18 protein-coding genes and 1 tRNA gene are annotated in these 21,022 nt (G+C 53.9%); 9 read left to right on the forward strand and 10 right to left on the reverse strand.

Features of this window, described 5'->3' with window-relative positions:
* Positions 1 to 74: 74 nt before the first annotated feature.
* Complete coding sequence (locus tag AC0VXT_RS19635; RefSeq protein ID WP_475546765.1) at positions 75 to 1,742, forward strand: thiamine pyrophosphate-binding protein; 1,668 nt, start codon at positions 75 to 77, stop codon at positions 1,740 to 1,742.
* Positions 1,743 to 1,768: 26 nt separating this feature from the next.
* On the opposite strand, the gene AC0VXT_RS19640 is transcribed toward AC0VXT_RS19635, so the two are convergent.
* The 6 genes from AC0VXT_RS19640 to AC0VXT_RS19665 all read right to left on the reverse strand — a co-directional run bounded on the left by AC0VXT_RS19640 (position 1,769) and on the right by AC0VXT_RS19665 (position 7,690).
* A complete protein-coding gene (locus tag AC0VXT_RS19640; RefSeq protein WP_475546766.1) occupies positions 1,769 to 2,416 on the reverse strand; it encodes a 5'-methylthioadenosine/S-adenosylhomocysteine nucleosidase in 648 nt (215 codons plus the stop codon).
* 88 nt (positions 2,417 to 2,504) lie between these two features.
* Positions 2,505 to 3,329, reverse strand: coding sequence for a hypothetical protein (locus tag AC0VXT_RS19645; protein ID WP_475546767.1), 825 nt, complete (start codon positions 3,327 to 3,329; stop codon positions 2,505 to 2,507).
* 130 nt (positions 3,330 to 3,459) lie between these two features.
* Positions 3,460 to 3,536: transfer RNA gene (locus AC0VXT_RS19650), tRNA-Arg, on the reverse strand.
* 162 nt (positions 3,537 to 3,698) lie between these two features.
* Positions 3,699 to 5,435 carry an adenylate/guanylate cyclase domain-containing protein gene (locus AC0VXT_RS19655; protein ID WP_475546768.1) on the reverse strand — a complete coding sequence of 579 codons (1,737 nt, stop codon included), beginning with the start codon at positions 5,433 to 5,435 and terminating at the stop codon, positions 3,699 to 3,701.
* Between the two features lie 145 nt (positions 5,436 to 5,580).
* Positions 5,581 to 6,504 carry a lysophospholipase gene (locus AC0VXT_RS19660; protein ID WP_475546769.1) on the reverse strand — a complete coding sequence of 308 codons (924 nt, stop codon included), beginning with the start codon at positions 6,502 to 6,504 and terminating at the stop codon, positions 5,581 to 5,583.
* A 223-nt stretch (positions 6,505 to 6,727) separates the two neighbouring features.
* On the reverse strand, positions 6,728 to 7,690 hold the full coding sequence (locus tag AC0VXT_RS19665; protein WP_475546770.1) for an ABC transporter ATP-binding protein: 963 nt from the start codon (positions 7,688 to 7,690) through the stop codon (positions 6,728 to 6,730).
* A gap of 181 nt (positions 7,691 to 7,871) precedes the next feature.
* On the opposite strand from AC0VXT_RS19665, the gene AC0VXT_RS19670 reads away from it, so the two are divergent.
* The 5 genes from AC0VXT_RS19670 (at position 7,872) to AC0VXT_RS19690 (ending at position 12,522) form a co-directional block, all read left to right on the forward strand.
* Positions 7,872 to 8,051 carry a zinc-finger domain-containing protein gene (locus AC0VXT_RS19670; protein WP_022732836.1) on the forward strand — a complete coding sequence of 60 codons (180 nt, stop codon included), beginning with the start codon at positions 7,872 to 7,874 and terminating at the stop codon, positions 8,049 to 8,051.
* Between the two features lie 125 nt (positions 8,052 to 8,176).
* Complete coding sequence (trpB, locus tag AC0VXT_RS19675; RefSeq protein ID WP_022732837.1) at positions 8,177 to 9,400, forward strand: tryptophan synthase subunit beta; 1,224 nt, start codon at positions 8,177 to 8,179, stop codon at positions 9,398 to 9,400.
* Entirely contained in the window at positions 9,397 to 10,245 is an 849-nt protein-coding gene (gene trpA / locus AC0VXT_RS19680; protein ID WP_022732838.1) for a tryptophan synthase subunit alpha, read from the forward strand. Before trpB ends, trpA begins: the two co-directional genes overlap by 4 nt.
* A 62-nt stretch (positions 10,246 to 10,307) precedes the next feature.
* Complete coding sequence (accD, locus tag AC0VXT_RS19685; protein ID WP_475546771.1) at positions 10,308 to 11,231, forward strand: acetyl-CoA carboxylase, carboxyltransferase subunit beta; 924 nt, start codon at positions 10,308 to 10,310, stop codon at positions 11,229 to 11,231.
* Positions 11,212 to 12,522 carry a bifunctional folylpolyglutamate synthase/dihydrofolate synthase gene (locus AC0VXT_RS19690; RefSeq protein WP_475546772.1) on the forward strand — a complete coding sequence of 437 codons (1,311 nt, stop codon included), beginning with the start codon at positions 11,212 to 11,214 and terminating at the stop codon, positions 12,520 to 12,522. Before accD ends, AC0VXT_RS19690 begins: the two co-directional genes overlap by 20 nt.
* A gap of 26 nt (positions 12,523 to 12,548) precedes the next feature.
* Here AC0VXT_RS19690 and AC0VXT_RS19695 read toward each other — a convergent pair whose 3' ends face one another.
* Together AC0VXT_RS19695 and AC0VXT_RS19700 are read right to left on the reverse strand one after the other, a co-directional pair.
* Positions 12,549 to 13,037, reverse strand: a complete 489-nt coding sequence (locus tag AC0VXT_RS19695) for an alpha/beta fold hydrolase (RefSeq protein WP_475546773.1) — start codon at positions 13,035 to 13,037, stop codon at positions 12,549 to 12,551.
* Between the two features lie 34 nt (positions 13,038 to 13,071).
* Positions 13,072 to 13,854 carry a hypothetical protein gene (locus AC0VXT_RS19700; RefSeq protein WP_181951560.1) on the reverse strand — a complete coding sequence of 261 codons (783 nt, stop codon included), beginning with the start codon at positions 13,852 to 13,854 and terminating at the stop codon, positions 13,072 to 13,074.
* Positions 13,855 to 14,155: 301 nt separating this feature from the next.
* On the opposite strand from AC0VXT_RS19700, the gene polA reads away from it, so the two are divergent.
* Together polA and AC0VXT_RS19710 are read left to right on the forward strand one after the other, a co-directional pair.
* Positions 14,156 to 17,002 (forward strand): DNA polymerase I, encoded by a 2,847-nt coding sequence (polA, locus tag AC0VXT_RS19705; protein ID WP_475546774.1) that lies wholly within the window; start codon positions 14,156 to 14,158, stop codon positions 17,000 to 17,002.
* A 246-nt stretch (positions 17,003 to 17,248) separates the two neighbouring features.
* Entirely contained in the window at positions 17,249 to 18,100 is an 852-nt protein-coding gene (locus AC0VXT_RS19710) for a substrate-binding periplasmic protein (protein ID WP_475546775.1), read from the forward strand.
* Between the two features lie 78 nt (positions 18,101 to 18,178).
* On the opposite strand, the gene dapB is transcribed toward AC0VXT_RS19710, so the two are convergent.
* Positions 18,179 to 18,979: a 4-hydroxy-tetrahydrodipicolinate reductase gene (gene dapB, locus AC0VXT_RS19715; protein WP_475546776.1), complete on the reverse strand. Its 801-nt coding sequence runs from the start codon at positions 18,977 to 18,979 to the stop codon at positions 18,179 to 18,181.
* Between the two features lie 104 nt (positions 18,980 to 19,083).
* Positions 19,084 to 19,968, reverse strand: coding sequence for an aldo/keto reductase family oxidoreductase (locus tag AC0VXT_RS19720; RefSeq protein WP_475546777.1), 885 nt, complete (start codon positions 19,966 to 19,968; stop codon positions 19,084 to 19,086).
* 106 nt (positions 19,969 to 20,074) lie between these two features.
* Between AC0VXT_RS19720 and AC0VXT_RS19725 the strand changes: the two genes are divergently transcribed.
* On the forward strand, positions 20,075 to 20,989 hold the full coding sequence (locus tag AC0VXT_RS19725; protein ID WP_475546778.1) for a LysR family transcriptional regulator: 915 nt from the start codon (positions 20,075 to 20,077) through the stop codon (positions 20,987 to 20,989).
* The last annotated feature ends 33 nt before the right edge of the window (positions 20,990 to 21,022 follow it).

Genomic DNA, 21,022 nt, shown 5'->3' on the forward strand with positions numbered 1-21,022 from the left:
CGTTGCGCACCACCGCGCCAACAAAAAACAAAACCCATCACGGCAAAAGCCCCACCATACGGAGTTCTTCACACATGTCGGCGAAAACGCAAATGCGCCACGGCGGACGTATTCTGGTTGATCAACTGGCCCTTCACGGGGCGGAGCGCGTCTTTCTGGTGCCCGGCGAAAGTTATCTGGCGGTTCTCGATGGTCTTGTTGATCATCCCGACATTGATCCAATCATTTGCCGTCAGGAAGGCGGGGCGGCCATCATGGCCGAGGCGTATGGCAAACTGACTGGAAAGCCCGGTATTTGCATGGTCACGCGCGGCCCCGGTGCGACCAATGCGTCGGCGGGTGTACATGTTGCCCATCAGGACAGCACCCCGATGATCCTGCTTGTCGGGCAGATCGGGCGTGACATGGTTGACCGCGAAGCGTTTCAGGAAGTCGATTACCGCAAGATGTTTGAACCCCTGGCCAAATGGGTCGGGCAGATTGACGACATCAACCGCATCCCGGAATATCTCAGCCACGCCTATCACATCGCCACATCCGGGCGCCCCGGTCCGGTGGTTCTGGCCCTGCCCGAAGACATGCTGTCGTCCGAGGCCGAGGTCGCGGACGCCAAACCCTACGTCCCGATAGAAGCCAAAACCGCCTCTGAAGACGTTGCACGGTTCCACAATGCTCTCAACGCGGCAAAGCAACCGGTGATGATTGTCGGGGGTGGCGGCTGGACCCGCGAAACCACTGAAAATCTTAAATCGTTTGCACTTCGAAACAATGTTGCGGTTGCCACCAGTTTCCGCTGTCAGGACTATATCCCCAACACCCACAGCCACTTTATCGGTGATGTCGGCATCGGGATTAACCCCAAATTGGCCGAGTTCATCCGCGACAGTGATCTTGTAATCCTTGTTGGTTCACGGATGGGGGAGATGACCAGCAGCGGCTATAGCTTGCTTGATATTCCCTGCCCGCGCCAAAAACTGATCCATGTGTATGCCGGACCGGATGAGTTGGGCCGCGTCTATCGCCCTGATATCGCGATCAATGCGTCACAGCGATCCTTCATCCGCGCCATTGCCATGATGGAACCGGTCGATGGCAGTGCGCGTGACGCCCAGATCGAAGCCGCCCATGCGTCCTATCTTGCCTTCTCAACCCCGGTGGAAACCCCCGGTGACGTTAAAATGGCGCATGTGGTAGCGACTTTGCGCGAAAAGCTGCCCGAGGACGCCATTGTCACCAACGGGGCGGGCAATTACGCCGCTTTCCTGCATCGCTTCTTCCGTTATGGAAAATACCGCACCGAACTGGCCCCGACATCGGGCTCTATGGGCTATGGCCTGCCGGCCTCGGTATCGGCAAAGCTCGCCCATCCGGACCGGCAGGTTATTTGCCTTGCCGGTGACGGCTGCTTTTTGATGCATGGGCAGGAATTCGCCACCGCCGTGCAATATGGGGCCAACATCATTACGCTTGTGGTCAATAACGGCATGTTTGGCACCATCCGTATGCATCAGGAACGCAATTATCCGGGCCGCGTGTCGGGCACCGAAATCCAGAACCCGGATTTCGCCGCCTATGCGGTTGCCTTTGGCGGATATGGGGAAACCGTGACCAAGACCGAGGATTTCGGCCCGGCCTTTGACCGCGCGGTCGCATCGGGCAAGCCCGCAATCCTTGAAATTCAGGTTGACCCACAGGCCCTAACGCCGATCAAAACGCTGGATCAAATCCGGGCGGGAAGCTAATCATTTCGAAAATGCAATAAGGCAGATCAGCCTTTCGAAAGGCTGATCTCGCCGCTTTCCAATCCGGCTTTAAGCTTATCGACTGCACGGCTGAGCTTTTCGTCAACCACATGCAAATAGGCCGTCCAGTCCGACAGCTTGGATAACTCTTCCTTGCCGTCGGAAATCCCGCGCAGGCCAATCAACGGCACGCCAAACTTCTGACAGGCCCGCAAAATGGCGAAACTTTCCATATCGACCATATCGGCATCAATCGCGTTATAGGCCGCACCCGACACCACATTGGCCCCGGTTGACAGACGGGCTTCGGGAATGCCGGGAACACGATGGGGCAACATGATTTCGGCGGGGAAATCGACAAACGGCGTACAGCCCTTTTCAAACCCCAGCACGGATGCATCCATATCGCGGTAGGACACCGAAATCGCCTGATAAACCTCAGCCTGCTCCAACGTCCGCGACCCAGCCGAACCCAACGTCACAACAAGGTCGGGCAAATCATCGGATAACTGCAATTCGGTCAAGGCCGCAGTGAGATTAATCGCAGCCTCCACCGGCCCCACCCCGATCATCAACGGCGTAAATCTCTTTTTGAGAAAATCCCCATATTCCGCCGGTGCCGCCATTGAAAACAGCACATTGTGGCCTGCAAAATCATGAAGATAACCGCGCATCAACTGACCTTCTCTAACTCACATTCCGAACGAAGCATATTGTACGGCCAATCACTTAACCATAAAAATAACAATGAAATACAGTCGTTCAATCTACATAGATTTGTGTTTCAGCTCGTTCAATTAGTTGGTTTTTAATTGCATCTAATTGATTATTCAAATGAACGTTCCCAGGATCAGATTTTAATGAGCTAAATAGTAGAAATGCTTTTAAAATTAAAAGGTTTGTACGAAGACTAGACAGATGGTTGGGCACACCAAGATTAAGAGACTCCCAAAACATGTTGTGAAAGGGATTCTCGTAGTACTTCACCTCTGAAAAAGTAGATGCATCAACTTCGATTTTCTCTAAAAATGCAACAATATCGTCAGGAAGGGAATTAAGTGCGGAGGAAATATCGTCAAATAACCGCTCCAACCAATCGAGCGAGGCTTGCATATCGTCTACATTGCCAATGGGACTTTCATGTATCTTCAATGGCATCGCCAAATCGAATTCTCTCATGAATCTAGTATTTGCTTGAACAACGCCAGTCCAAAACTGCAATTCATCTTCTAGAATCTGTTCTATTGCCTCATCCGGCAGTTCGTAATTTCGTTCCGCCCATTTTTTCTCATGAGCGTCTTTCATAGTATGAAGAACTTCGGTTGTATAGATTTCCTCATTGTTAGTTTTGACATGATGACGATGACAAAGAACAATAAGGTTTTCTGGTGACTTACGGTCATCATCGTTCATGCTAGCATTGTAACGCTCACCGCCAATTTCGGCCGCTTCAATGTGACAAACCTGAGCAATAAAATCATTGTCCCCATCAACTAGGGGATGTGTACAATCGGGGAATGCACATTGATTGCCAGTCTTCGCAAACAATGTGCGAAATGTTTTTTTCTCGATTGCTTTTCGCGCCATACACCAATCCCTGAGAACATAGGCGTAATCGTTCGTGGGGCGAACTTGTAAACTACCAGCAACTTAGGCTGCAGCTTCTAGTGTAACACTAATCGCACTAAGAATTTTATTCAGAAAATAGCTAGGAAAATGGCGCACCCGACAGGATTCGAACCTGTGGCCTCTGCCTTCGGAGGGCAGCGCTCTATCCAGCTGAGCTACGGGTGCGCAATATGTGGGGCCACGTCTGGATCAAGTGGCCCGAGCGGTTTGGGTGATACAGGTTTTATCCCCGGCGGGCAAGGATTTTTGCGGGTTGCTGTTCACCAAATCCGGTGTTGAGCATAGCGGTCTTTGGGTTAAGCAATTCTTGCCACCGCCATCGCGTAATCAGCTTTCGACATCGCGGCGTTCATAGGGATCGCGCACCACCCATGTGCCGTTCCATTCGCGGTCCTGTTCGCGGCGTTCCAGCCTTTCCATCCGGTTCATCATCAGTTGGGCGGCAAAATCGCTGTCATCAAAGTCGATCACGGCTTCATAAAGCGGACGGGCTTCGTCAAAACGGCCATCGCGGTAATGGGCCATGGCGGCTTCATATTTCTTGCGCCATTCCTGGCGTTCATCTGAAAGCTGCCCACCGGCTGCGAGCACTTCATACAGATAGACCACTTTTTCAGTACCCAGCAGCACCACATGGTCAAGGTCGCGCATTTCAATGTCACCCGTCGCCATATTGGCGGTTTCATGGGATGCCAGAATACGCGTGCCATAAACCCGGTTGGCTTTTTCAAGACGGTTGGCATAGTTCACGCAATCGCCAACCACCGTATAGGCCCGAGATTTATCCGTGCCAATCGAGCCGACAACCACTTCGCCGGTCGCAATCCCGACACGGATATCAAGCCCGTGATCACCGATCAAATCGGCATATTTGGTTTTAAGCGCGTTAAAACGTGCGACCTGTTCGAGTGCCGCCTGACAGGCGTGACCGGCATGAGCACCTTCACCACAAAACGGTGGGCCCCAGAAACCAATCACCCGGTCGCCCACGAAATTGTCGATAATCCCACTATGGCCGGAAATCGGTTCGGTCATGGCGGTCAGATAATCATTAAGGAAATCAACCAGCTTTTCGGGAGCAGTATGTTCGGCCAGCCAGTCAAACCCGGTCAGATTGACAACACTGACCGTCATCACCCGCTTTTCAGAGGTTTCAAGCGCGGTTTCCTGATTGATCAGGTTATTGACGATTTTCGGATCGACATATTTGCCAAACCGTTCACGCATGCGAAACCGGATGCGCAATTCACGGGTCATACGGTTAAACGCATCGGCCAGACGGGCAAAATCGCCCTTGCCCTTAAAATCAAGGCTGGTATCAAGTTTGCCCGACTGCACCGCATTGAGCGCATTGGTAACCTGACGCACGGCAATGACCACCGCGTGGGCCATGTAATAGGCCAGCGACACGCCAATCACCACCGCGGCCAGCATCATGATGAATTCGGCCTGTATCAGGAAATCTTCGCGTGACGAGACGTTTTCGACCGTATCGGCCGCATATTTTTCCAACAGCAAAATCTCGTTGCGCAGATCAAGCACGATATTGCGATGCAGGCCGCGCACCAGATTTTCCTGACGCTGGGCATCCATCAGATCATCATCCCTGACCCGGCTGAGCAACCGTTCAACGCCAAGGGAAAATTGCGCCGAGACATCGGCGAACTCACGCATGCGCACATCAAGGTCAAGCAGAACGCCGTTGTCGAAATGCCCCGATGCCTGTGCCCGGCCGAGGGCCGCAAAGGTAAACGCCTTGCGAAAGGCCTGTTCGATCTGGGTTTGCTTGGCGTTGATTTCGATCTCAAGACCGTTCAAAAGCGGCGCGTGCGGGCCATCGTTTTCGACCACCCGCATATAGCGATCAATCAGCGAAATCTGTTCAAGTTGACGCGCGCGCACATCCGAAATCGCATCCTTGACCGGTGTGACATAGCGCGACACCGCTTCGAGGTCGCCATTGATGCCAAGCGATTGAATGACAGAGAATCCGGTGGCCACAACCAGCCACACGACAAAAAAGGCCGCAACACCCAGGAACTTCGCCCGAACGGTCCGTAGCATGGCGGTCCTGATCCTCCGAAAAATCGCTGCACAAAGCGCGTTTATTGCTGCCATATCGGGATTGAAAGAGCGTTAAACAACCCAACCGACACCGCGCAAATGATTAAAAAGGCTACCTGATCGGCTTTCCTTGGTCAAAAAGCAATCATGATTGTGTGCAGGAATAATTTTCTGCCGTCCCCAATGATGTGATCCAGCGACCAATATCGCCAATCACCACCGGCCCATTGAGGTCACGCAACACCATGTGATAGCCTGACGCATACAAACATCTGGAATAGCGGGGTAAATTTTGCGCCCGAAGGTCACGATCAATCGCATCAATGGCATCGGGCGGAATGACCTGATCCTGCTGACCCGACAACAACAGGGTCGGAACCGTAATATCCGCCGCCCGCGCGTGCGCCAAATCCATTAAATCGGCCACCCCGGCAATCATATCCACCCGCACCGCAGACATCATCTGTGGATCGCGTGACAAACGACGCAGCATTTCAATATTATCGGACGGCCAAATATCAAGCCCTTGACCTGTAAGCGGCAACCACGGCAGGCCATAGGACATCATATTCAGCGGCACAGTTTGATACCACGGCATCGTGTTACGGTCCCAGACTGCCGGGGCGGCCAGCACAACCCCATCCATCAATGACGGCCTGGTCGCTGCGGTGACTATTGCCACCGCCCCGCCCATGGAATTGCCCAAAAGATAAATCGGAACATTGGGGTAGCGTGCCCGCAACAAAACCAACATGTCACTGGCGTCATCAACCATGCTGCGTGTTCCGGCCCAGAACGGGCGCGTCGGGCTGCGCCCAAACCCGCGCTGATCATACGCGTAAACAGCAATGCCGGTCGGTCCAAGTGCGTCACCAAGTTCCATAAACGCATTGGCATAATCGCCCATGCCATGCAGGCCAAGGATCACCGCAGACGGGTGATCAAGCACCCCCCATGACTGCAGGGCAAGCCCGGTTCCATCACTTGTCTGAAAGCTGTCGGGGGTTATTGAGATTTGCGCAATTGGCGGCCCGGCGGAATGCACAGAAGGTGCGCAGGCTGACAGCATCAGCACCACCCCCGGCACCATCAAATATGCTAGAAAACGAACCGAAACCCTTCGGAAGACCCGACGGAATAATTGAGTGACCGACACAGAAACTCCGAAGGAAAAGGTTTCAGACAAGACATTCATGTTAAAGCCAAAAACAAGAACCCCGCAACAAATTGCGGGGTTCTTATATCGATCATGACGGGCAAGACCCGCCTGATATTCTGGTACCGCGCGCAGCCTACGCCGCCGCACCGGCCCGTGCGGCATTATTATCGCGGGTCAGCATCAGGAAGATGTCTTCAAGATCGCCTTCCTCGGTCAACAAATCCTTAACCGCCAGACCGGAACCATGAATGGCTTCGAGGATTTCGGTCATCTGGGTGTTGCTGGGGCGATAATGCAGCGCAATCTGGTTGTCCGAGCGAAGCTCCGCCCCCCAGGGGGCCAGCACATCGGGAACCGCATTCAGTTCATTATTCACCGTCAGGATCAGGGTTTTGTGATCAATCCGGCGCAGCAGGCTACGCTTATCTTCATGGGCAATGACTTTGCCCTGATTGATAATCGCGATCTCGTCACACAGCTCTTCGGCTTCTTCAAGATAGTGCGTGGTCAAAACGATGGTCACACCGGCGTTGTTCAGTTCTTTGACATAGGCCCAAAGCTGCTGACGCAATTCGATGTCGACCCCGGCGGTTGGTTCGTCAAGAACCAGAACCGGTGGGGTATGAACCATAGCCTTACCAACCAAAAGGCGGCGACGCATCCCGCCCGAAAGCGATCTTGAGTACGAGTCTGCCTTGTCTGCCAGACCAAGGGCGGCAAGAATCTCATCGGTGCGACGTTCCGGTTTGGGCACGCCATAGAGGCCAGCCTGCAATTCCATCGCCTGACGCGGGGTGAAAAATGCATCCAGATTAAGTTCCTGTGGCACGATCCCGATCGCGCAACGCGCAGCACGCATTTCCGCCTCGATATCATGGCCCCAGATTTTTGCCGTGCCGTTTGTCTTGGTGACAAGACCGGCCAAGATGTTGATAAACGTTGACTTTCCGGCACCATTTGGTCCGAGAAGCGCGAAAAAAGACCCGCGGGGAATTTTCAGTGAAACATCATCAAGGGCAAGTTTTTCGCCGTTTGACCCCGTATAGACCTTGGTCAAGCCTTCGACTTCGATGGCATAGTCGGGCATTGCAGTCATGTGTCAGTGATCTCCACTCTTTTCCGCGTCGCTTGTTTGCGCTAAGACCATGGAGCGCCATGAGCATGCGGAAGTATTGATTGAATATGCGCAATCGGTATCATCCCCGTTAAACCGGGGTCAATGCTGACCGCATCGCGTGGCCAATCCCGATGGCCATACAAAACTTGGAACTGGATATATGAAGCTCACCGAAGAAATCAAAGTCGGCACTCTGAATGTAGCCTGCGACGGCGGAAAAGGTCACCTTGGCCACCCGACCGTTTACCTCAATCTTGAGGAAAAAGGCGAGATCGTCTGCCCGTACTGCTCAAAAAAATATATCTTCGACAAATCCCAGGCCGATCACGCAGCCCATTAATCCGTTACGCCCGTTTGCGGGTATTGTAACCAGCCAGCGCGACACATTTCGTCAGCGCTTTGCGGATTAATCAGTCGTCACCAGCCTACGCCGCAGGAATTGCGGCCTATCCACGGGGAATTTCTATGACGTCTTCATCGCCCAAGCCCAACAGCTACCGCACCCTTCCTGATACAGACGGGCATTTTGGTAATTACGGTGGCCGTTTTGTCGCCGAAACGCTCATGCCACTGATTCTTGAGCTTGAGCAGGCCTATAAGGACGCCAAGAATGACCCGGAGTTCCAAAAAGAACTCGATTATTACCTGAAGTATTACGTTGGCCGTCCAAGCCCGCTTTATTTCGCCGAACGCATGACAGCAGAACTTGGCGGGGCCAAGGTCTATTTCAAGCGTGACGAGCTCAATCACACCGGCGCGCACAAGATCAATAACTGTATTGGTCAGATCCTTCTGGCCATGCGCATGGGCAAAACCCGCATTATTGCCGAAACCGGCGCGGGTCAGCACGGCGTTGCAACCGCGACGGTTTGTGCGCGCTTTGGTCTGCCCTGCACGGTTTACATGGGGGCCAAAGACATCGAACGTCAGTCGCCCAATGTGTTTCGCATGAAGCTTCTGGGGGCTGAGGTCAAACCGGTCGAGTCGGGTTCGCGGTCGTTGAAAGACGCGATGAACGAAGCATTGCGTGACTGGGTGACCAACGTCGAAGACACGTTTTACATCATCGGCACGGCGGCTGGCCCACATCCCTATCCGGAACTTGTCCGTGATTTCCAGTGTGTGATCGGCAACGAAGCCAAAGAACAAATCATGGAAGCCGAAGGTCGCCTGCCCGACCTTCTGGTTGCCGCCATCGGGGGTGGGTCAAACGCCATCGGGCTGTTCCACCCGTTCCTTGATGACAAGGATGTCGAAATCACTGGCGTCGAGGCGGCTGGTCACGGTGTTCACACTGGCAAGCATGCCGCCAGCTTGACGGCAGGCGCACCGGGCGTTTTGCACGGCAACCGCACATACCTTTTGATGGATGATGATGGTCAGATCACCGAGGCAGACTCGATTTCGGCCGGTCTTGATTATCCGGGGATTGGCCCGGAACACAGCTGGCTTAAGGATATCGGGCGTGTCAATTACGTCGCGATTACCGACAAGGAAGCCCTTGCTGCTTTCAAGCTGTGTTCTGAATGCGAGGGCATTATCCCGGCACTCGAACCCAGCCATGCACTGGCACATGTCATCAAAATCGCACCGACGATGAGCAAGGATAAAATCATCATCGTCAATCTGTGCGGCCGAGGTGACAAAGACATCTTTACCGTGGCTGAAGCACTGGGAGTTAAACTGTGAGCGACGCAATCATTGGCGGCAAAGACCGCATCGAAAAACGTTTTGCCAAGCTCAAGGAAGAAGGCCGTGCCGGTCTTGTAACCTTCATCACGGCGGGTGACCCGGACCCCGAAGCTTCGTTTGAAATCCTCAAGGCCCTGCCAGAAGCCGGGGCGGATATCATCGAACTGGGCATGCCGTTCACCGATCCGATGGCCGATGGTCCCGCCATTCAGGAAGCATCGAACCGTGCGCTTGCCGCGGGCATGCACATGCGCAAAACGCTGTCGCTGGTGCGTGGTTTCCGCGATCAGGATCACGAAACGCCGATCATTCTGATGGGCTATTACAACCCGATCTACATCTATGGCGTGGCAGAATTCCTTGAAGATGCGCGCAATGCCGGGGTTGATGGCCTGATTGTTGTTGATCTGCCGCCCGAAGAAGACGCAGAGCTTTGTGTTCCGACGGTCGAAAAAGGTCTATCGTTCATTCGACTGACCACACCGACCTCTGATGACAAGCGTTTGCCGAAACTTGTTCAGAATACATCCGGCTTTGTTTACTATGTGTCGGTGGCCGGGGTAACCGGTGCCGGTTCGGCAAGCAACGAGCAGATTATCGAAGCAATGGAACGCCTGCGTCGTCATACCAAATTGCCGATCGCAGTCGGCTTTGGCATCAAGACAGCCGCACAGGCTGCCGAGGTCGCAAGACAGGCCGATGCAGCTGTTGTTGGTTCGGCAATCGTATCAAAAATTGCCGAAAGTCTTGACGAAAACGGCAAGGCCACCGATAAGACCGCCTCTATGGTTACCGGCCTTGTGCGCGAACTGGCAAGCGGGGTCCGGGACGCACGCAAATAATCAAATCGCTGTGCGTTTGTAAAAGAACCGATATAGACAGAACCTAAGGATCAGTATCCGATATGTCGTGGCTGACTGAATTCGTCCGTCCCAAGATTCAACAACTTGTTCGCCGGACAGATGTGCCCGAAAATCTTTGGCACAAATGCAAATCATGCGAACAGATGATTTTCCACCGTGACCTGGCAAAGAACAATCATGTTTGCCAGCATTGTGGGCATCACATGCGGATTTCCGCGCAAAACCGTCTTGAACTCCTGTTTGATGAGGGTAAATACCAAACCATCGAACTGCCGAATGTTCCGGTTGATCCGCTGAAATTCCGCGATCAGAAAAAATACACTGACCGCCTCAAAGCAGCCCAAGCCAAAGCAACCTATAAGGATGCGTTGGCTGTTGCCCATGGTGAGGTCGGTGGTCATGCGACGGTGATTGCCGTTTTCGATTTCTCCTTTATGGGCGGATCGATGGGGATTGCGGTTGGCGAAGGCATCGTTGCCGCGGCCGAACTGGCATCGGTTCAGGATGCGGCCTTGATCATTGTCCCGGCATCGGGCGGTGCACGTATGCAAGAAGGCATCCTTAGCCTGATGCAGATGGCGCGCACCACGGCTGCGATTGAAAAGGTCAAGGAAAAGGGCCTGCCCTATTTCGTGCTGCTGACCGATCCGACCACGGGGGGTGTTTCGGCATCCTTTGCCATGCTCGGTGACATTCAGATTGCCGAACCCGGCGCCCAGATCGGCTTTGCCGGTCGGCGTGTGATTGAAAACACCATTCGCGAAAAACTGCCTGATGACTTCCAGACAGCAGAATATCTGCTGGACCATGGCATGGTCGATATGGTGGTTCCGCGCAACGAATTGAACGCGACCTTTGGCCGCCTGATTGACATGATCCGCCGCACCAAACCCGGTGCGTCGATTGTTCCGATCAAGGATGCCAAGAAAAAGCCGGACACCAAAGGTGCCAAAGCAGACAAGTAACACTGCCCGAAGCGATGCAATCATTGCACGCCTTGGTCAGTTGCACCCGAAAGTCATTGATCTTTCACTCGGGCGGATTACCCGGCTTCTTGAAAAGCTTGGTAATCCGCACCTGAGTCTGCCGCCTGTCATTCATTTGGCCGGCACCAACGGCAAAGGCTCCACGCAGGCTTATTTGCGCGCGATCTACGAGGCGGCAGGCCTTCAGGTTCATTGCTCGACATCCCCGCATCTTGTGCGTTTTCACGAACGTATTGTCGTTGCCGGTGCGCAGATTTCCGAACAGGCGCTTTGTGACCTGCTCGAAGAAGTCGAAACCGTTAATAACGGCGATTCCATTACCTTCTTTGAAATTGCGCAGGCTGCGGCATTTCTTGCCTTTGCGCGCATTCCGGCCGATGTGCTGATCCTTGAAACCGGACTGGGTGGTCGGGTGGACGCATCCAATGTGCTTGATACCCCCGCGGCAACCGTGATCACGCCAATCTCGCTTGATCATCAGGGTTTCCTTGGCGATACGATTGCCAAAATTGCCTTTGAAAAGGCCGGGATCATGAAGCCGGGGGTCATCAGCATTCTGGCCCCGCAAACCCTTGAAGCCTTTGACACGCTGACCCGTCACGCCAATACGATTGGTGCGCCGATCTTTTGTGATTTTGACGTCGTTGACGAAACGGCTGATGGTTTTACGCTGCGCATCGGGCGCGAAACATTAAACCTGCCACGGCCTGCACTTCCCGGTCGGCATCAATATGTCAACGCCGCCACGGCGATTGCCGCAGTGCGCAAGGCGAACATACCCGGCTGCGACGGCATGGATATGGATGTGCTGGCCAATGGGTTGCGCACAGCACAATGGCCAGCACGCTTGCAGCGCCTTAAAAAAGGTCCGCTGATCGACGCCCTGCCGGAAAATTGCGACCTTATCCTTGATGGCGGCCATAATATCGCCGCTGCCGAGGTGATCTCTGAATGGCTGTCACAACAGCCCAAGGGCGATACGCTTGTGATTGTCGGTATGCTTGATAACCGCGACCCTGTTGCCTTTCTGGCACCACTAGCACCCCATGTATCGGCCTTGGCGGGGATTGTTATTCCCGGCGATCATGAGGCGCATGATGCGAACACCCTGCAAAATGCCGGGCGTGATTGCGGCATTGCCAAAAGCCACGCCTGTAACGACCTCAAACACGCGGTTGAGGTTTTGCTGGCAGAAACCCCGGCACCATCGCGGATTTTGATCCTTGGGTCGCTGTATCTGGCCGGTGTTGTTCTGGAAAATCATTCCTGATCAGGCGAATGCGGCGATCTTTTCAATCAGATCTCAACATCCCCGTCTGACAACAAATGCCCGGCTGATCTAAGACGGATACAGCCCGCATGGGGAAAATGATCAGCGTAAGCGTCCTGATGTTCCGCTGGCACGATGCGATCATCCGCACTGTGACAGAAATACAGGTCTTTTAGGCCCCAAAACGGTGCTGAAATGCTAAAAGCCGCCGATAACCAGTTATCATCACGGTATATTTCACGATTCCGCCCGAGATATTGCAAAATCGTTGACCCACCAAGCGAATGACCGGCAAGCACCGCCCCCGGTCGGGCATCAGACTTGCTGTTGGAAACCACGCGGTCAATTTCGCGAAGCCATAGTTCAGCGTCGGGGCGCTCCGGGGTCGGCATTTCCGGTGCGACAATGCGAAACTGGCCGTCCAGCGCGGCTTCAAGCCGGGCCAGAAATCGGCTACTGCCGTCATCTCCGCCCTGTTTTCCTGCACTGTGGATAAAAATCAAGTCGCGGCGCATAAAGGTCCTCCGCTGCTCATGGTTCATAATGCGATTAGATTTCCGGCAAACGGACCTTGCCACCATTGCCGTTTCCAGATCCCCCGCCCGTTGCATCACCACGGCCATCGGTACTGCGCAGCCGCAGGTTGCCTGCTTTGTGGACTTTGCGGCGATCCTGTCGCACACCGGGCGGCAGGTTACCATGACCCGCCGAGCCTATTGGGTCGCCTGCCGGTGTGAAATCGCCATATTTTACCGTTTCACGGCGCACCTTACGTCCGGTTATCCATGTATAGCCAAGGACATACAGCAAAAATCCGCCAACCCCGACCGTCAGGATCAGGAACTGCAAAACCGGGATGAAGCTGCCAAAAAGGGCACCGCCGCCATAGATCATAAAAATGCAAAGGGCGGCCACCGGGGCAAGCGCCAAAAAGAAAATGCCCCGAACCTTGTGCCGAATAGGCCCGTAATGCATCAGCATGGCGTAAAACAGATACATCAACGCGACAAACACCACGAGTTTGATCAGCAAGACAAAGTGATCAAAGTTTGCAAGGCGTTCATTACGTTCATACACGCCAAAGACAATGAACAAGCCGTGTAAAACCAACCCAAAACTGCCAAAAGTCAGGACAAAACGCAGCCATGCACTGACGCTAAAAAATCTGCGCCATCCTGTATCGTTCGCAGCTACGCCGCGACGATCACCTTGCTTCTTTTTGCCTTGCCGGGTCGAGAGCCTCATATCATCTGAAAGCTCACGTACCGGACCTGCAGTTTCAACGCCGATGCCCTTTGGGCTAAATTCCGGCTTGCTTGTTTTCCGGGCCACGAACCGGATCTCCCATGTCCCTTGGGATGAAGTTATCGCATTACCATAGCAACACCGCAGCAGAACGATAAGCACAAACAGACCGTCCGCCAAAAATCGTCCAGCCCCCGGTATTTAGCTTATTTGTTTTGATATCGAAATATACATCAAGCCAGCGTCAAAGGCCGACACTTTGCCACCCGTTTTTGTCAGGAGACAGGCGCGGTTTTTGTTCGTAGGCGACACCGCGCCCTCGACTTACCGACACGGATCGGGCATTCTGCGGGCCAACATTATCCTCGAACATAAGAGCAAGAGACGCATGACAGATTCCGCCCCATCCGATGCCAAGACGTCCAGCGGACAAAAACCGCGCCGCGTCGTACTGGTTGACGGTTCCGGCTTTATTTTCCGCGCCTTCCATGCCCTGCCGCCGATGACCAGTCCGGACGGCACGCCAGTGAACGCGGTGTATGGTTTCTGCACCATGCTGATGAAACTGCGCGAAGATACCAAGCCCGACCATATGGCAGTCATTTTCGACCCCAAGGGCAAAACGTTCCGCAATGATTTCTATCCCGAATACAAGGCACACCGCCCACCAGCACCGGAAGAACTGGTGCCGCAGTTTGGCCTGATCCGCGATGCGACCCGGGCGTTCAACCTGCCGTCGATCGAGCTCGAAGGATATGAGGCCGACGACCTGATCGCGACCTATGCCCGTCAGGCCGAAGCCGAAGGTTCTGACGTTATTATCGTATCTTCGGACAAGGATTTGATGCAGCTTGTCACCGATCGGGTGCAAATGTTTGATGCGATGAAGAATCGTACCATTGGTGCTGCCGAGGTGATGGAGAAGTTTGGTGTTTCTCCAAACAAAGTCATCGATATTCAGGCACTTGCCGGTGATTCTGTCGATAACGTCCCCGGTGTTCCGGGCATTGGCATTAAGACCGCATCCCAACTTATTGATGAGTATGGCGATCTTGATTCTCTACTGGAGCGCGCAGGCGAAATCAAACAGCCCAAGCGCCGCGAAAAACTGATTGAGAATGCCGAACTGGCCCGTATTTCCCGACGTCTGGTCACCCTGAAAACCGACGTTCCGGTGGTTGAGCAGATCAGTGGATTTGAATTAAAAGAACCCGACGCGGAAGTTCTTTTAAGCTTTATTGCAAGTCACGGCTTTAAATCACTGCTTTCTAAAGTAAAAGCAAAATTCGGCGACGACATCGAATTTGAAAGCCCGACCCAGCCCGGTGTCGGTGTCAATAAAATCAACGTCGAAAAGGCCGAATATGAACTTGTGCAGGATGAAGAACGTCTAAAGCACTGGATTGCAAAGGCCGAATATGCCGGGACAGTTGCGGTCGACACCGAAACCACGTCCCTTGATGCCCATCAGGCCAAACTGGTTGGCATTTCACTTTCGACAGAGCCAGGAAATGGCTGTTACATCCCGCTAGGGCACGGCAAGAGTGCTGAGAACAGCGAAGCCAAAGGCACACAGGGTGGCTTTGATTTTGGCGATGCCGAAGAGGCCCCTGCCAAGGCCGACATCCCCAAACAGATCGCGCTTGATCGCGCTATTGAGCTGATCAAACCGTTGTTGCAGGACAGCGGTGTTCTGAAAATCGGTCAGAACCTGAAATACGATATGATTGTTCTGTCGCGTCATGGCATTGATGTCGCCCCGATGGATGACACCATGGTGCTGTCCTATGTCCTTGATGGCACCAGCCACGGACACGGCATGGACGAACTGGCTGACCTGCATCTTGACTACCAGCCAATAAAGTTCTCGGAGGTTTGCGGGTCGGGCAAAACCCAGATCACCTTTGATCAGGTCCCGCTTGATAAGGCGCTGGACTATGCCGCCAAGGATGCCGATATCACGCTGCGTCTGCATCGGTTGCTTAAACCCCGTATTGCTCAGGAACATATGGCAAGCGTTTATGAAACGCTGGACCGCCCGTTGGTGCCGGTTCTGGCCAAAATGGAACGGCTGGGGGTTAAGGTTGATACCGACATCCTTAAAAACCTGTCGGATGACTTTGCCAAACGCATGGCGATACTCGAAAAAACCATCCATGAAATGGCTGGTGAACCGTTCAACCTTGGCAGTCCCAAGCAGCTTGGCGAAATTCTGTTTGATAAAATGAGCCTGCCGGGTGGTAAAAAAACCAAAACCGGCGCATGGCAAACCGGTGCTGACGTTCTTGAAGGATTGGCTGCACTCGGTCATGACCTGCCGACCAAAATTTTGGAATGGCGCCAACTGTCAAAACTTAAAAGCACTTACACAGATGCCTTGGCAAATCACGTTAACCCGCTGACCGGGCGCGTTCATACAAGTTACGGTCAAACCAATGTCAATACCGGGCGGTTGTCGTCAAACGATCCGAACCTGCAAAACATCCCGATCCGCAGCGAAGAAGGCCGGAAAATCCGCACCGCCTTTGTCGCCGATAAGGGCTGCAAGCTTATTTCTGCCGACTATTCGCAGATTGAGCTCCGTCTTCTGGCCCATGTGGCCGAAATTGATGCGCTCCGCGAAGCGTTCAAAAATGGCGAGGATATCCACGCGGCCACCGCATCAAAGGTGTTTGGTGTCCCGATCGAGGGCATGGACCCGATGGTGCGCCGTAAGGCCAAGGCAATTAACTTTGGCATCATCTATGGCATATCTGCCTTTGGTCTGGCCAATCAGCTCGGCATTGGCCAAAAAGAAGCCAAGGCCTTCATCGAAGCTTATTTCGAAATTTACCCCGGCATTCGCGATTACATGGATCAGGCCAAGGAATTTGCCAAAAAACATGGCCATGTCCGCACCCTGTTTGGCCGCAACATCCATATCAATGGCATCAACGATAAAAATGGCATGCGCCGAAGCTTTGGCGAGCGTGCCGCCATCAACGCCCCGATTCAGGGCGGGGCGGCCGATATCATCAAACGTGCGATGATCGCGGTCCCCGGTGCTTTGGTTGATGCCGGGCTTAAAACCCGGATGCTGTTGCAGGTCCACGATGAATTGATCTTTGAAGCCCCGGAAGACGAGGCCGAAAAAGCCATCAAGATCATCCGCGATGTTATGGAAAATGCCGCCCACCTGTCGGTCCCGCTGATAGTCGATGCGGGGATTGGTGACAGCTGGGCCGACGCGCATTAGATCATCCCCACTCGATCATTTAAAACCTCGGCATCTGTCAAAATGCCGAGGTTTTTCTTTAGCCACTTGGCCCTGCGCCTCGCGGTCGCACCACTACATTAAGCAATACTTATTAAGTATCTGTGATTGTTTAGAAACCCGATCAATACACCAATTAATACAACATAAATCTAATAAAATAACCTTTCGAACCTTGACCGGAATCACCACTTATGGATAGGTTTCTGCGGGCAGAGGGAGGAAACAATGCGTGTTCCGGTGCAACGCCGATTGATCACCCAGAAGATTATGTGGGGTGGTTTGATCATGTGTGTTGCGCTGATAGTGTCGATCCCAACGGTACGCGCCGATGACCCACCACATTCGACAAAACCGGTTATTAACCTCGTCACGCTGGACTGGCCGCCCTATAGCACTGTCAATCTGCCGGATGGTGGACTTCTATCGCGTGTGGTAACCGCAGCCTTTGATCAGGTCGATATCGACCACACAATCGAAGTCTATCCTTGGAAACGCGCACTTTTAAACATCCTGAACAATCGCGGGTTTGAAGCCATATTTCCGCTTTATGACAACCCTGAACGGCGTCGTCAGTTCCTGTTTTCCGAACCAATCGGCACCAGTCCGCTCGGCTTTGTACATTTGCGTTCAACTGAATTTTCTTGGGAAAACCTTAGCGACCTCAAAGAATATGCCGTCGGCTATGTCAAGGGCTATGGCTATGAATCACACTTGGTCGCCATGCTCGAAAGCACCAGCATGAATTCCTTTGGTATGCGCGACGATGAAACCCTTCTGCGCCAACTCATTACCGGCCATGTCGAAGTGGCCGTGATTGATCACAATGTTGCCCGCTACCTTCTTCACAATAACCCCGGCCTTCGCGATGCGGAAAACCTTGTTATCTACAACCCGCATCTGGTGATCGAACAAACATTGCATGTCGGATTCCCGCCCTCATCACAGGGCCTTAGGCAACGTGATGCCTTTAACAAGGGGCTTGGCCGGTTAAGCTGCATGCCCCCCGCATGCATCCCCGATGCGGTTGCCAACATAATGCCTTTGCGACCAGAAACCAAAGCCGTCAATAGCCAATAAAAACACCGGCCTGATGTCTCTGGCCGGTGTTAATCATCTCACGGTATAAAGTCGGCTGTGACACGTGCGATGTCGGGCTTAAAGCCCCAAGACATCGCGCATGGAATAAAGCCCCGGCGCCTTGCCTTCGGCCCATTTCGCGGCCCGCACAGCCCCCTTGGCGAACACTTCGCGTGAGGATGCCTTGTGGGTGATCTCGATCCGTTCACCCTCGCAGGCAAAGACAACCGTATGATCACCGACAACATCGCCACCACGGAGCGTCGCAAAGCCGATTGTGCCGTCTTCACGCGCACCTGTATGCCCGTCGCGTGATCGCACCGACACATCATCAAGCACAACACCACGCCCCTTGGCCGCAGCTTCACCAAGGCCAAGGGCGGTCCCCGACGGCGCATCTACCTTGTGCTTATGATGCATTTCAACGATTTCGATGTCGGCCACGTCCTTATCAAGAACCGCTGCCACCTTTTCGACCAGTGCAAAGGCAAGATTGACACCGACACTCATGTTCGGGGCAAAAATGATCGGGGCGTTTTGCGCCGCAACTTTCAACTCGTCTTTCTGATCATTGGAAAGGCCGGTGGTCCCAATCACAAGGATGGTCCCGGTCTCAGAAGCCAGTTTCGCATGTTTCATGGTGGCCGCCGGGGCGGTGAAATCAATCACCGCATCAACGGTTTCAAACAGCGCCTTGGGATCGTCTCCAACCAGAACGCCACTTTCTTCCAGACCGGCAATCAAGGTGACGTCCTTGCCAATGAATGAACTGCCCGGAAGATCCGTGCCGCCACCAACTTCGCAGCCCTTGGTCTTGGCGGTTTCATTCACCAGCATCCGGCCCATCCGGCCAGCACAACCAACAATCCCGACTTTCATTTCCGGTCTCCTAGGATCCGTAATTTCAAACGTGTGATTGCTTTATCACATGCCGCCGCACGATGAAATCACCGGAAATGCGCAAAAGACCAGCATCAGCCCATTCAGGCTGATGTCACCGCCTGTGCCGCAATCGCATTAAGCTCGGCAATCGCATCCGCCGGGATCGTCAAACCCGCCGCCGCAAGGTTCTGTGACAAATGTTCGCGCGACGATGTCCCCGGAATAAGCAGGATATTGGGGGACCGCTGTAATAACCACGCAAGCGCGACCTGCATCGGCGATGCCTCAAGACGTTTGGCAACCTGTGACAAGGTTTCTGACTGCAATGGCGAAAAGCCCCCAAGCGGGAAAAACGGTACATAGGGAATGCCATCCGCCGCCAGATCGTCAATCAAACCGTCGTCATCGCGATGGGCAAGGTTGTACTGATTCTGGACACAGGCGATGTCGCAAATCTCGCGCCCTTCGGCAATCTGGGTCGGTGTGACGTTTGACAGACCGATATGCTTGATCAAACCCTTGCGCTGTAACTCGGCAAGCACGGTCACCTGTTGTTCTATTGATCCTTCTGCCGGGCCATGAAGCCCGTGCATGGACCTGAAATTGACAACATCAATCGCATCAATGCCCAGATTGCGCAGATTATCATGCACCGCCGATGTCAGTTCCTCGGGCGACAGGGCTGGCAACCAAGCACCATCATCGCCGCGTTTTGCCGCGATCTTGGTCACAATCACCAAATCATCCTGATAAGGATGAAGCGCCTCCTTGATCAGTTGGTTGGTGATGTGCGGCCCGTAAAAGTCGCTGGTATCGATGTGATTGACCCCGGCTTCGCGGGCGGCATGTAAAACCGCAATCGCCTCATTTCGGTCCTTTGGCGGGCCAAACACCCCCGGCCCAGCCAACTGCATCGCGCCATAGCCCATGCGGTTCACCGTCAAATCGCCAATCGCAAATGTTCCTGCCTGTTCGATCATGGTCATGGGAATTCTCCTTCCTATCAGGATTTCTGTCTGACAGGACGCTAACGCCTGTTCCCGTGATCAACAATCCGGTACAATTGATACAGGCTGTACGGAATTTGGAACAATGAAACTGGATCTGGCCACCATCACCGCCTTTGTCACGGTCGCGCGCGCCGGGGGTTTTCGCGAAGGTGCCCGCCTGAGCAACGGCAGCGCATCGCGCTTAAGCGATCAGGTTCGCCGCCTTGAAACGCAACTTGGCGTGCGGCTGTTTAACCGCAGCACGCGCAGTATCGCCCTGACCGAGGCCGGAGAAGGACTGTTGCAACGGCTTTCCCCGGCCCTTGACGAAATGGAACTCGCACTTGATGTCGTTAACAGCTATCGGGACCGGCCGGTCGGGACCCTTAAACTGAATGTCCCGGTCAGTGCCGCCCGTCTTGTCCTGCCCGATATCATCCCGGCCTTTCTGGCCGCCTATCCCGGTATCCGGGTCGAAATCATCACCGAAGAAAGCTTTGTCGATGTTCTGGCCGAAGGATGTGATGCCGGCATCCGGTATGATGAAAGCCTTGAACAGGACATGATCGCCATTCCGATTGGCCCGCGCAGCCAGCGTTTTGCCGCTGCCGCATCGCCCGGATATCTAAAACAGCACGGCATACCCGAACATCCCCGTGACCTTCTGGACCATGCCTGCCTGCGTGGCCGCTTTGCCAGCGGGGCACTACATCCGTGGGAATTTGAACGCGGTGATGAAACCATCGAACTTAACCCGACCGGTCCGTTACTTGTCCGACCGGGCGGCGGGACAGATCTTGCGGTGCATGCGGCTTGTGCGGGAACAGGCATCATCTATCTGTTTGAAGACTGGCTGGCACCCTATTTTGACCGCGGCGATCTTATCCCCGTCCTTGCCGACTGGTGGCCGCACTTTCCAGGACCGAAACTCTATTACCCCGGACGACGGCTGGTCCCGACACCATTGCGGACCTTTATTGATTTTATCAAAACCCAACCGGTACGGGCATCCCGATAAGAAAACACCCCGTCACGGCAACCGCGACGGGGT

Source organism: Thalassospira sp. Z349TD_5 (assembly GCF_056173045.1).